At 44.0% G+C, this 13,354-nt stretch carries 13 protein-coding genes; all 13 read left to right on the forward strand.

Translation table 11 applies throughout. From position 1 onward, the window contains the following. Positions 1–76: 76 nt before the first annotated feature. The 13 genes from ACO5E4_RS02700 to ACO5E4_RS02760 all read left to right on the forward strand — a co-directional run bounded on the left by ACO5E4_RS02700 (position 77) and on the right by ACO5E4_RS02760 (position 13,299). Positions 77–1,012, forward strand: coding sequence for a KpsF/GutQ family sugar-phosphate isomerase (locus ACO5E4_RS02700; RefSeq protein WP_485861991.1), 936 nt, complete (start codon positions 77–79; stop codon positions 1,010–1,012). Next, positions 1,012–1,566 (forward strand): KdsC family phosphatase, encoded by a 555-nt coding sequence (locus tag ACO5E4_RS02705; RefSeq protein ID WP_485861992.1) that lies wholly within the window; start codon positions 1,012–1,014, stop codon positions 1,564–1,566. The genes ACO5E4_RS02700 and ACO5E4_RS02705 overlap by 1 nt, the downstream gene beginning before the upstream one ends. A gap of 30 nt (positions 1,567–1,596) precedes the next feature. After that, complete coding sequence (locus ACO5E4_RS02710; RefSeq protein ID WP_485861993.1) at positions 1,597–1,977, forward strand: hypothetical protein; 381 nt, start codon at positions 1,597–1,599, stop codon at positions 1,975–1,977. A 190-nt stretch (positions 1,978–2,167) separates the two neighbouring features. Further along, the gene (gene trpE, locus ACO5E4_RS02715) at positions 2,168–3,715 is read left to right on the forward strand and encodes an anthranilate synthase component I (RefSeq protein ID WP_485861994.1); all 1,548 of its coding nucleotides are present in this window, start codon (positions 2,168–2,170) and stop codon (positions 3,713–3,715) included. A gap of 10 nt (positions 3,716–3,725) precedes the next feature. Then, positions 3,726–4,310, forward strand: a complete 585-nt coding sequence (locus ACO5E4_RS02720; protein WP_485861995.1) for an aminodeoxychorismate/anthranilate synthase component II — start codon at positions 3,726–3,728, stop codon at positions 4,308–4,310. Between the two features lie 181 nt (positions 4,311–4,491). Continuing rightward, positions 4,492–4,884, forward strand: coding sequence for a tautomerase family protein (locus ACO5E4_RS02725; protein WP_314956652.1), 393 nt, complete (start codon positions 4,492–4,494; stop codon positions 4,882–4,884). An 11-nt stretch (positions 4,885–4,895) separates the two neighbouring features. Beyond that, positions 4,896–5,897 carry an anthranilate phosphoribosyltransferase gene (gene trpD, locus ACO5E4_RS02730; RefSeq protein WP_485862073.1) on the forward strand — a complete coding sequence of 334 codons (1,002 nt, stop codon included), beginning with the start codon at positions 4,896–4,898 and terminating at the stop codon, positions 5,895–5,897. Positions 5,898–5,931: 34 nt separating this feature from the next. Then, positions 5,932–7,362, forward strand: a complete 1,431-nt coding sequence (gene trpCF / locus ACO5E4_RS02735; protein ID WP_485861996.1) for a bifunctional indole-3-glycerol-phosphate synthase TrpC/phosphoribosylanthranilate isomerase TrpF — start codon at positions 5,932–5,934, stop codon at positions 7,360–7,362. 294 nt (positions 7,363–7,656) lie between these two features. Then, positions 7,657–8,805, forward strand: a complete 1,149-nt coding sequence (gene hybO / locus ACO5E4_RS02740; RefSeq protein WP_485861997.1) for a hydrogenase 2 small subunit — start codon at positions 7,657–7,659, stop codon at positions 8,803–8,805. Between the two features lies 1 nt (position 8,806). Then, positions 8,807–9,847 (forward strand): hydrogenase 2 operon protein HybA, encoded by a 1,041-nt coding sequence (gene hybA, locus ACO5E4_RS02745; RefSeq protein ID WP_485861998.1) that lies wholly within the window; start codon positions 8,807–8,809, stop codon positions 9,845–9,847. Next, entirely contained in the window at positions 9,840–11,066 is a 1,227-nt protein-coding gene (hybB, locus tag ACO5E4_RS02750; RefSeq protein WP_485861999.1) for a Ni/Fe-hydrogenase cytochrome b subunit, read from the forward strand. The genes hybA and hybB overlap by 8 nt, the downstream gene beginning before the upstream one ends. Continuing rightward, entirely contained in the window at positions 11,066–12,775 is a 1,710-nt protein-coding gene (gene hybC, locus ACO5E4_RS02755; protein WP_485862000.1) for a hydrogenase 2 large subunit, read from the forward strand. The genes hybB and hybC overlap by 1 nt, the downstream gene beginning before the upstream one ends. Next, entirely contained in the window at positions 12,775–13,299 is a 525-nt protein-coding gene (locus tag ACO5E4_RS02760; RefSeq protein ID WP_485862001.1) for a HyaD/HybD family hydrogenase maturation endopeptidase, read from the forward strand. Before hybC ends, ACO5E4_RS02760 begins: the two co-directional genes overlap by 1 nt. The last annotated feature ends 55 nt before the right edge of the window (positions 13,300–13,354 follow it).

Raw genomic sequence — 13,354 nt, forward strand, 5'->3', positions numbered from 1 at the left:
AAGTTGGGCTAGAATGAACGCCATAAAAAAACAGGCCTAAAAAACACCGCACTTTTGTGCCAATAAGGAAACTTCCATGGATTATTTACAAATTGCTCGGGAAACGCTGGGCGTTGAAGAAAAAGCCCTCGGGCAACTCAGCGAAAAGTTAGACGACACCTTCACGGAGGTTGTTGATTTAATTTTAAATTGCAAAGGACGCTTAGTGATCGGCGGTATCGGTAAATCCGGCTTGGTGGGCAAAAAAATGGTCGCCACCTTTGCTTCCACCGGCACACCGAGTTTTTTCCTACACCCCACAGAAGCCTTTCACGGTGATTTAGGCATGCTGAAACCTATTGATGTGGTGATGCTCATTTCCTATAGTGGCGAAACTGATGATGTCAACAAACTCATTCCAAGCTTAAAAAACTTCGGCAATAAAATCATTGCGCTCACTTCCAATAAAAATTCTACGTTAGCACGTCATGCGGATTATGTGTTGGACATTCGCGTAGAACGGGAAGTCTGCCCGAATAACCTTGCACCGACCACTTCCGTGGTTGTGACTATGGCATTGGGCGATGCGTTGGCTGTTTGTTTAATGCGCGCGCGCGATTTCCAACCGGAAGATTTTGCGAAACTCCATCCGGGCGGCAGCTTAGGTCGCCGTTTGTTATGCCGCGTGAAAGATCAAATGCAAACCCGTTTACCGATTGCCGCCTTAACGACCTCCTTCACCGATTGCTTAACCATTATGAATGAAGGTCGTATGGGCGTAGCGTTAGTCATGGAACAACAGCAACTACGAGGCATCATCACTGATGGCGATATTCGTCGTGCATTAACGGCCAACGGTGCTAACACGCTGAGCAAAACCGCACAGGAATTGATGACCTCTCATCCGAAAACCATTCATCAAGATACCTATTTATCTGAAGCGGAAAATTACATGAAAGCACATAAAATTCACTCTTTAGTTGTGGTGGATGATGCACAAAATGTGGTCGGTTTAGTGGAGTTCTCAAGCTAATGACAACAGAATTACAAGAAAAATTAAAACGGGTGAAATTCGTTATCACCGATGTGGACGGCGTATTAACGGACGGTTTACTGCACTACGATGCTAACGGCGAAGCGCTCAAAAGTTTTCATGTGCGCGATGGTTTAGGCATTCGGATGTTGATGGAAGCCGGCATTCAGGTCGCTGTGTTATCCGGTCGTGATTCGGCAATTTTGCGCAAGCGCATTGCCGATTTAGGCATTAAACTCGCCTTTTTAGGCAAGTTGGAAAAAGAAAGCGCCTGTTTTGAATTATGCCGCCAAGCCGGTGTTGCGCCGGAGCAAACGGCTTATATTGGCGATGACAGCGTTGACCTCCCCGCTTTCGCTGTTTGTGGACTTTCCTTCGCGGTTGCCGATGCGCCGGAATATGTCAAAAACTGCGCTGATTACACCCTAGGCTTAGGCGGTGGCAAAGGCGCCTTCCGTGAAATGTCCGATATGATTCTCAACGCCCAAGGCAAGGCGGAAATTTACAATTCAGCGCAAGGATTTTTGAAGACGGCGAAAAAGATGGCGCAGTGAGAAATATCTGTTTGAAAAGAAATATTTTTTATGAAAATAGAAAAAACTAAACGAGATTGCCTTCCTCTCGCAATAACTATTACATACTTAGCTATATCGCTTATCTTGCTAGTGTGGTTAGGATTAACATACCAGTTATACCTAATTTTACTTATGGTAGGTATTGCCTTATGGACTGCCTACAAAAGAAAAGCTGATTTAAAAGATGAATCAACTCTATATATTATTGCGTTATTATTTTCTAGCGGTTTAATAACAATAACTAATCTTAGTTTTGAAGAAATAAAAATATGGTCAGAAAATTTAACATTTGATGATTATTTTTTTATAAAACTCATTTCTAATTTAGCGGGTTGGTCATTTTTACCTTTGAGTGCTGCGAAGTTAGCTACTCGGCGCGACATAGAATAAATTGAATATTCAAAAATTCAAAGAAAGTACCTAAAAAAGCAAACTCATCTGACGGACGCATGCAATGCGTCCCTACCTTTTTTCTTAGCAACTCCCATAATCCTTTAACAAAATGTTGATTTATTCTTGACTTTCATTTCTTGCACTAGTTTAATAGTGCAACTTTATTTTATGTTTTAAGGAAATGAGAATGTCTTCCGCTTTTATTCAAACTTTTATGCAAAACGTACCTTATCACAGCGATCCTACCGCCATTTTCGCCACCTTATGTGAAAGCCAACCGAACACCCTACTGTTAGAATCTGCCGAAATTTCCAACAAAAACAGTCTGAAAAGTTTATTACTCGTTAACGCGGCCATGAAAATTTCCTGTTTGGGACAAACCGTCACTTTTCATGCATTGACCGACAACGGTGCCAATGTGTTACCGTTAATTGCGCAAAAGCTTTCGGCACAGGTAAACGTAACATCCCAAACAAGCACCGAACTGCAAGTAGCATTCAAACCCACCGACAATAATGCGGACGAAGACAGCAAATTATTGGCACACGGCATTTTTGATGGGTTGCGTTGTTTCACCGAACTTTATCAGGCAAGCTCGTTGCCGGTTTTTTTAGGCGGGTTATTCGCCTATGATTTGGTGGCAAATTTTATTCCGATGGAAAATATCACTTTGCAAGATGATGGCATTACCTGCCCGGATTATTGCTTTTATTTAGCGGAACAATTACTGGTGATCGACCATCAATTGCAACAAGCGGAATTACAAACCTTTTGTTTTGCACAAAATACGTTGGCGATACTGCAGCAGAACGCCCAAGACATTGCCAAAAAACTCTTGGAAATTCGACCGCACTTGAGCCTCAAACCGGCTTCTACCGAGGTTGCCATTAATTTAGATGATGATAAATTCAAGAAAATTATTGAACGCCTGAAGCAACATATTTATTGCGGCGACGTGTTCCAAATTGTGCCGTCCCGTCGTTTCTCTCTGGAATGCCCGAACACGTTGGCGACTTATCGTCAGTTAAAACAAAACAACCCAAGCCCGTATATGTTTTTTATTCAGGACGAAGATTTCACTCTATTCGGTGCTTCACCGGAAAGTGCCTTGAAATATTCGCAAACTACCCGTCAGTTGGAGATCTACCCGATTGCCGGTTCGCGTCCGCGCGGTTTTGATACTGACGGCAATATCGATCCCGAATTAGATTCCCGTTTAGAACTGGAATTGCGTTTAGATCATAAAGAACAAGCGGAACATTTGATGTTGGTGGATTTAGCCCGTAACGATATCGCCCGCGTGTGCGAAAGTAAAACCCGCCATGTGAAAGATTTAATGCAGGTGGATCGCTATTCGCACATTATGCATCTCGTCTCTCGCGTTGTAGGTAAACTTCGCCCTGAACTGGATGCGTTACACGCTTATCAAGCCTGTATGAACATGGGCACGCTAACCGGTGCACCGAAAATTAAAGCCATGCAGTTAATTTATCAATTTGAACAACAAAAACGCCACAGTTACGGCGGCGCCGTAGGCTATCTGCAATCTGACGGTAATTTTGATACCTGTATCGTGATTCGCTCTGCCTTCGTGCAAAACGGCATTGCCTATGTGCAAGCCGGTTGCGGTACGGTGTTGGATTCCGACCTGCAAATGGAAGCCGATGAAACCCGTCACAAAGCCCGTGCGGTCATCAACGCCATCGTACAAACCAATAAGAAAGCGAATCAATAGGAGTAACATCATGGCAACCATTTTATTTTTAGATAACTTTGATTCCTTTACTTACAATTTGGTGGATCAATTTCGCGGATTAGGGTATCAGGTCAATATTTACCGTAATGATTGCGATTTAGCGCTATTGGAAAAAACCGCTCTGGCACAACCGGATACCATTCTCGCCCTCTCTCCCGGGCCGGGCACGCCGAATGAAGCAGGAAACATGATTCCGTTGATTAAACGCTTAATCGGCAAAGTACCGATGTTGGGCATTTGTTTGGGGCATCAAGCGTTAATCGAAGCCTTCGGCGGCAAAGTCGTTCACGCAGGTGAAATTTTACACGGTAAAGTGTCCCGCATTGAACACGACAATGAAGCCATGTTCAAAGGTTTGACCAACCCGATGCCGGTCGCGCGTTATCATTCTCTCATGGGAATTAATTTGCCCGATGAATTGATTCCGAATGCTTCTTATAATGGTATTAATATGGCAATTCGCCACCGCACTTTACCCATTTGTAGCTTCCAATTCCACCCCGAGTCTATTTTAACGGTGCAAGGGGCACAGTTATTGGCGCAATCGGTGGAATGGTTGTTGAAACGGAATTAATTTACCACTTCCCCTCTTTAGCAAAGAGGGGTTAGGGGAGATTTGGCAGTCTTAATACTGAGTAAGTTAATAATCAAAATATGGTTAATTTCATTTGATTTTTATTCAATAACAATATTTTTCCAATCTCCCCAGTTCCTCTTTTCTAAAGAGGGAAATTTTAAATAAAAAAGGACAAAACATGATCACAGTATATGGTTTAAAACGTACCCTTTCCCCTCGTAAATCGGCTGTCGCAGACGTGATTTATAACTGCTTGGAGCTGGGTTTAGATGTTGCCAAAGGCAAGCATGCATTACGTTTTATTTGCCTTGAAGATGACGATTTTTATTATCCGCACACGGCAAACCGTAGCGACAATTACATGGTGATTGAAATCAATTTAATGCAAGGTCGTTTAGAACAAACCAAAAAACGTTTAATTAAAATGTTGTTCAGTGAATTTGAATATAAATTAGGCATTAGCCCGTTTGACGTGGAAATTACCATCAAAGAGCAACCGGCCCATTGTTGGGGCTTCCGTGGCATGACCGGCGATGAAGCACGCGATTTGGACTACGATATTCATAAATAAGGACAAGGATGATGGAAAACCAAGCTCTATTAGAAAAACTTTATAGCGCACAAACCTTAATCACTGCAGAAAGCGAAGCCTTATTTAATGCCATCATGTTGGGTGAATTAAGCAACGAACAAATCTCCGCCATGTTAGTGGCACTCAAAGTGCGTGGCGAAACCATCGATGAAGTCAACGGTGCCGTATTAGCCGCCATTAAAAATGCCAAACCGTTTCCAACACCGGATTACCCTTTCGCCGATATTGTCGGCACGGGCGGTGACGGCGCCAATACCATCAATATTTCTACGGCGTCCGCTATTGTCGCAGCCGCTTGTGGTGCCAAAGTAGCGAAACATGGCAACCGTAGCGTTTCCAGCAAAACCGGTTCAAGCGATTTATTAACCGCCTTGGGTGTCAATATCGCGATGTCACCAGAACAAGCCCGTCAAGCATTGGATGACATTGGCATCTGTTTTCTGTTCGCACAGCAATATCACCCGGGTTTCAAATATGTGGTGCCGGTACGCCAAGCCTTAAAAACCCGTACGCTCTTTAATATTCTAGGTCCATTGATTAATCCGGCACGTCCGAAACGTCAATTGCTTGGCGTTTATTCTCCCGAACTGATTGATATTTACGCTAAAACCGTTGCCCAATTAGGGCACGAACACACCATTATCGTGCATGGCACTGGCTTAGACGAAGTGGCAATTCATGGTGCGACAGAAGTCGCGGAAGTGCGTAACGGCAAGATTGAACGTTACACCTTAACGCCACAGGATTTTGGTTTCCAGGTCAAATCGTTGGAAAGTTTACGCGGTGGCGAACCGACAGAAAATGCGCAAATGATTACCGCACTCTTACAAGGCAAAGGCAAAGCGGAACACCATCAAGCCGTGGCCATGAACACCGCCCTCTTACTGAAATTGTTCGGACAAGAAGACATTAAAGATAATGCACAACGGGTATTGGATGTGATTACACAAGGCAAACCATTTGAAACCTTACAGAAATTAACAACTTATTAATTTAAAGACCCGTTTTCAAAAATAAGACATAAACATGATCACACAAGACTTTTCCAAACCCCTTGAAACTGCGACGATGTTACAAAAAATCGTGCTCGATAAAGCCGAATGGGTAAAAAATAAAGAAGCGGAATTTCCGTTAAGTGAATTTGAAAAAAACATTCAAAAATCCGACCGCGCTTTTTATGAGGCGTTAGCAAAAGGCACGCACCAAAAGCCGGCGTACATTTTAGAATGTAAAAAAGCCTCGCCGTCCAAAGGATTGATTCGCAGTGCATTTAAACCGACAGAAATTGCGCAGGTCTATAAACACTATGCCAATGCGATTTCTGTGCTGACCGATGAAAAATACTTCCAAGGGGATTTTTCCTATATCAAACAAGTTCGCGACGTTGTCACACAACCGGTATTATGCAAAGACTTTATGATCAGCGAATATCAGGTTTATTTGGCGCGGTTTTATCAAGCCGACGCGATTTTACTCATGCTTTCTGTGGTGAACGACGAGACTTATCGCATCTTAGCCGATTTAGCGCATTCTTTCGGCATGGGCGTATTGACTGAAACCAGCAACGAAGAAGAATTTGAACGCGCCTTGGCGTTAGGAGCGAAAATTATCGGCGTAAATAATCGTAATTTGCACGATTTAAGCGTAGATTTAAACCGCGTAGTAGCATTAACCCGCGGATATGCCGACCGCATTCCTGCCGATGTACGAATCATCAGTGAATCAGGCATTTACAACCATCAGCAAGTACGCGAATTGCAACACGTTGCCCACGGTTTCTTAATTGGCAGCAGTTTAATGGGCAGTCCCGATTTAAACAACGCCGTGCGTGAAGTCATTTTCGGCGAAAACAAAGTGTGCGGTTTAACCCGTGCGCAAGACGTAAAAACCGTTTACGAAAGCGGCGCATTGTACGGCGGGCTGATTTTTGTGGAAAACTCCAAACGTTGTATCAGTTTACGCCAAGCTCAAGAATTGGTAACCGCCGCGCCACTTCGTTTTGTGGGTGTGTTTCAAAATCAAGACATCGATTTTATCGTGAAAATCGCACAGCAATTACAGCTCTACGCCGTTCAGTTGCACGGTGATGAAACGCCGGAATTTATCACCGCACTTCGCACCGAATTACCTGAAAGCATTCGCATTTGGAAAGCCATCTCCGTGGATGTAACTCATCAAAGTGCGGTGGTTTTTGACGACGTTTCTGAGATTGATCGTTTTGTTTTCGATAGCAAGTCAGGCGCACAACAAGGCGGTACGGGTGAGACTTTCAATTGGTCATTGATTCCGGCGCAACTAAAACATAAAATCCTGTTGGCAGGCGGTATTAATCCAAACAATATTGATGCGGCATTAGCACAACATTGTGTCGGTGTGGATCTGAATTCCGGTGTGGAAAGCGCCCCCGGTTTGAAAGACGCTGAAAAAGTGCGGTCGGTTTTTACAAAGATTTTATAGCGTCACAAAACCTCACAATAAATATGGTGCACAACGTCCAATGTGCACCTTTTTCTTTTATTAAGTAAACTTTTTCCCTCCAACTCTCAACCAATCAAACACCACTTATAATTAAAACAATTCATAACCCAATAAATGAGAATGCATATCAATTAACAACAAAAACAAAGGGTTACCATTTATATTCGGATAAAAAATAGGGATATTCTTGATGACGATCAAATAATGTTCCTCTTGATGAGCATATCATAGCGCCGATAACCCTATATAAAATGTGTGATTTGGAGTGATGATATGCAACGAAGTGATGGATTATTTTCTGCCTTAGCCGATGTTTCTCGTCGGGATTTTATGAAATTATGTACCGCACTTGCGGCAACAATGGGACTAAGCAGTAAAGCCGGTGCGGAGATGACCAACGCCTTAACGGCACCGGCACGCCCACCGGTGTTATGGATCGGGGCGCAAGAATGTACGGGATGTACGGAATCGCTACTACGCGCTACCCATCCGACAGTGGAAAACTTGGTATTGGAAATGATCTCCTTGGAATACCATGAAACGCTTTCTGCCGCATTTGGGGAACAAGCTGAAGAGAATAAACACAATGCAATTAAACAGTATTATGGAAAATATGTTTTAGTCGTAGATGGTTCTATTCCGGTGAAAGACGGCGGCGTCTATTGTATGGTCGCCGGTAAACCGATTGTAGAACACATTCGAGATGCAGCGAAAGGAGCAGCTGCCATCATTGCGATCGGTTCTTGTGCCGCATGGGGCGGCGTTCCTTCCAGCGGTGGTAACCCAACCGGTGCAAGCAGCTTATCCGAAGTATTACCAAAAGGCACACCGGTGATTAATATTCCAGGTTGTCCACCAAATCCACACAACTTCCTTGCAACCGTTGCTTATATTCTGACTTATAAGAAGCTGCCTGCAATGGACAAATTGAATCGTCCATTATTTGCTTACGATCGCTTAATTCACGAAAACTGCTATCGCAGACCGCACTTTGATGCCGGGCGCTTTGCCAAAGAGTACGGCGATTATGGTCACCGTAATGGATGGTGCTTATATCATCTCGGTTGTAAAGGCCCGGAAACTTACGGCAACTGCTCTACCTTAGAATTCTGTGATGTTGGTGGTAATAACTGGCCGGTCGGTATTGGGCACCCTTGCTATGGTTGTAACGAAAAAGGCGTGGGCTTTACCAAAGGCATTTTCCAATTAGCCGGGGTAGAAAACCCAACACCACGCGTTGAAAAACCGGATGTCAACAACACCGAAGGTTCAGGGGCGACCATGACAGCCATCGGTTTATTAGGCGGTGCTGCGGCAATACTCGCCGGCGTGAGTGTGGTGACTTTACGCGAATTAAGCATTCAACATAAAGCCCGTGTCGAAGCCAAAGCGGCAGAAAAAGAACAACATACAGGTAAATAACATGGATAGACGAAAATTTCTAAAAGCCGGTGTGCTTGGCGGAATTGCTTCCACCTTGCCTGTATCGAGTGCACAGGCATCGGAAGTGGTTGAGCCCATTCCCGGTGCGCTTGGAATGCTTTACGACTCTACCCTTTGTGTAGGTTGTCAGGCATGCGTGGCGGAATGTCAAAACGTGAACCTCACACCGGTAAACCCAAAAGGTGATCAAACTTGGTCAAATAACGACAAACTTACGCCGTTCACACGTAATATTATTCAAGTGTGGACCGATGGTGACGGTAAAAATAAAGACCAAACAGAAAACGGCTATGCTTACGTAAAAAAACAATGTATGCATTGCGTTGACCCAAACTGTGTTGCCGTTTGCCCGGTTCAAGCCCTTACCAAAGATCCTAAAACCGGTATCGTGAAATACGATCCTGATATTTGTACCGGTTGCCGTTATTGTATGGTGGGTTGTCCTTTTGATGTGCCCAAATATGACTACGACAATCCGTTCGGCGAAATCAGCAAATGTGAGCTCTGCAACCAAAAAGGCGTTGAGCGCTTAGATAAAGGTGAGCTACCGGGTTGCTGCCATGTTTGTCCGACAGGTGCCATTATTTTTGGTACACGTGAAGAATTATTGGCTGAAGCGAAACGTCGTTTAAGCTTATTACGTGGTACTGAATATGATTACCCTCGTCAACACGTTAATAGCACAGATAAATACCGTGCTACCGTGCCGGCATATCAATATCATATCTACGGTGAAAAAGAAGGTGGTGGTACACAGGTACTTGCCTTAAGTGGTGTGCCTTTTGCTAACCTTGGTTTACCAGACTTAGATGAAGTCGCAACAGGTTCTCGTGCGGCGCATTTACAACACTTCTTGTATCGCGGTTTAGCATTGCCATTAGTCGCACTGGCTGGTTTAACCTTTATGACTTACAAAAATATACATGGCGATAAAATCGCTGAGCGTATTGCAGCACAAAAAGAAGCCATGCGTCAGGCACGCAAGGAAATCGAAGAAGCGGAGGATGAGCATCATGAGTAATCCACGTCCGGTAGGCGGTCGCCTGATTTCTGCCGCCATTCTCTTTTTTGCGCCCCTTGCCGTGCTTTGCGCTTTATTAATTTTAAAACGTTTGGTTTTTGGTATCGGTTCCGTGACCGCACTTAATGGCGGTTATCCTTGGGGCTTATGGATTGCCTTTGACTTACTTGTCGGGACCGGATTTGCCTGTGGCGGTTGGGCTCTCGCTTGGACCGTGTATATTTTCAACAAAGGGAAATATCACGCCCTCGTGCGCCCGGCATTGCTTGCAAGTTTATTCGGCTATTCCCTCGGTGGTTTATCTATTACCATTGATATGGGACGTTATTGGCATTTACCCTATTTCTACGTTCCGGGACAGTTCAATACCAATTCCGTGCTATTTGAAACGGCGTTTTGTATGACCGTCTATATCATCGTGGTGACTCTCGAATTTGCCCCGGTATGGCTTGGTTTCCTTGGTTTGAAGAAATGGTTTAATAAACTCAATAAAATCATGTTTTTCATTATTGCCTTGGGTGCCTTATTGCCAATGATGCACCAATCTTCAATGGGTTCCTTGATGATTGTAGCCGGTCACAAAGTCCATCCGGTATGGCAAAGCTATGAAGTGCTACCGATTCTCTCCTTGCTGACAGCTTTCATTATGGGCTTCTCTATTGTGATTTTTGAGGGTTCTCTAGTTAAAGCAGGTCTTGCTGGAAAAACACCAGATGAACGTCATTTATTTACTCAATTGGCACGCGTTACCGCAGGCTTAATTTTCTGTTTCTTAGCGGTGCGTTTTGGTGAATTGATTTATCACGACAAACTGCAAATGGTTGTAGGTTTCGATAAATTAACTCAATTTGAAGCATGGATGTTCTGGATGGAAGTCTGGTTGATGGTATTACCGTTACTGACCCTCTTCCTCGGGGAGAAAAAATCCGATTCCCGTTGGTTATTTATTTCGGCATTAAGCATGTTACTCGGTGCGGCATTATGGCGGATGAACTACTCGCTTATCATGTACAATCCGGGCAACGGCTATCAATATTTCCCATCTGCGGAAGAATTGCTTATTTCAATCGGCTTCGTTTCTATTGAAGTATGTGCCTATATTTTAATCATTCGTTTATTCCCTGTATTACCGGTATTTAAAGAAAAACATACCGAAGACTCAGAAAAAATTATTGCCGAAAAAGCGGCATTCAGCAAAAAAGTTAGCGGAGCAGAATAATGTCAGAAAAAAAACGTATCTCAATTGACCCAATTACCCGTATTGAAGGGCATTTACGTATTGATTGCGAAATTGAAAACGGCGTTGTCACCAATGCTTGGTCATCCGGTACCATGTGGCGCGGTATGGAAAATATCGTAAAAGGTGCCGATCCACGTGATGCATGGATGATTATGCAACGTATCTGTGGCGTATGTACTACAGTTCACGCGATTATCAGCGTACGTGCCGTAGAAGATGCTATCGGTGCGAAAGTCCCCGTCAATGCACAGTATATTCGTAACATGATTCTTGCTGCCCACAGCATTCACGACCATATCGTGCATTTCTATCAACTCTCCGCGATGGACTGGGTGGATATCACCGCTGCACTAAAAGCTGATCCTGAAAAAGCGGCAGATATGCTAAAAGGTGTCTCTACATGGTCATTAAACGGTGCTAACGAATTCCGCAACGTACAGAAAAAAATCCAAGCATTAGTAGATAGCGGACAACTTGGTATTTTTGCTAACGGTTACTTCGGTCATGCTGCAATGAAACTTCCACCGGAAGTCAACCTCATTGCCGTCGCGCACTATTTGCAAGCTCTTGAATGTCAACGTGATGCTAACCGCGTGGTGGCATTGCTCGGTAGTAAAACCCCCCATATTCAAAACTTGGCGATTGGTGGCGTAGCAAACCCAATTAACTTAGATTCCCAAGCGGTACTAAACCAAGAACGTCTCCTGTTCGTGAAAGCGTGTATCGATCGCTTAACTGACTTCATTAACCAAGTGTATAAAGTAGATGCGGCAGTATTTGCGGCTTACTATCCTGAATGGTTAAGCTTAGGTAAAACATCAGGCAACTACTTATCTGTGCCTGAATACCCAATTGATGCAGATAACTCTAAATTCATGTTGAAAGGTGGTTATATCGAAAATGCCGATTTATCGACTTTCCGTGCAATCGACCAACAAAAAGATGAGTTCGTTGTAAAAGGAATTAAAGAAAGTGGTAAACACGCTTGGTACGAAGATGATGAGCCATTAGAACCTTGGGCTGGCTTAACTCGTCCGAAATATACCGGCTGGCAAGATGATGGCAAATATTCTTGGGTAAAAGCCCCAACCTTCTACGGAAAAGTTGTCGAAGTGGGTCCTCTCGCCTATTTAATGTGTGGTTTGGCTGCGAATGACACGCCAACTGTCAACCACTTCAATGAATTGAAAGGCATTTACGAAAAATTAACCGGTAATACCTTAACCACCGATCAATTACATTCTACCCTTGGACGTATTATCGGTCGTACCGTGCATTGCTGTGCAATCAACGACATTTTAAGTGCGCAATGGCAAATGCTCATTGATAACATCGCGAAAGGTGATATGACGGCGTATATTAAAACGGATATTCCGGCAAGCGGTGAGTTCCGTGGTGTTGGTTTCGGTGAAGTGCCGCGCGGTATGCTTTCTCACTGGGTTGTCATTAAAGATGGTCGCATTGAAAACTATCAAGCAGTTGTACCATCCACATGGAATGCTGGCCCGCGTAATGAACAAGACCAAATGGGCCCTTATGAGCTTTCCATTATTGGTACACCGGTGGCAGATCCAACTAAACCGTTAGAAGTCGTGAGAACCATTCACTCTTTCGACCCTTGTATGTCCTGTGCCGTGCACGTAGTTAATACCGAAAACGGCGAAGTGACTGAAGTGAAGGTGTTGTAATGAAGCCGTTAATTCTTGGCGTTGGCAATATTTTGTTAAGCGATGAAGGTATCGGTGTGCGCGTGGTGCAGGAGCTTGAAAAACGCCCTGAAATTCAACCGCACTTTGATGTCATCGATGGTGGCACTTGTGGCATGGAATTACTGGATGCGATGGCAAATCGCGAGCATTTGATTATTGTCGATGCCGTGCTTGCTAATAAACAGCCGGGTGAGATTGTCGTGTTACATGACGAGCAAGTGCCAGCCTTTTTCTCCCGCAAAATTTCGCCACATCAACTTGGCATTTGTGATGTGCTTTCTGCCCTCAAACTGACGGATGAGTTTCCACAAAATCTTTGCCTCATTGGCGTCCAACCGGAATCGTTAGAGGCTGGCATTGGATTAACAGAAACGATACAGAAAGCGATGCCAAAGGTTTTTGCAACCTTAAATCAAGTGATTGCTAAATATGGTTTAAATCTAGACTCCCTCTTTAGAAAAGAGGGGCGGAGGGAGATTTTAATAAATAGAGACAAGTGCTAAATCTCCCCTAACCCTCTTTACGAAAGAGGGGGAACTTTCTTTAAGATTTCGCCTG

Source organism: Aggregatibacter sp. (assembly GCF_057314075.1).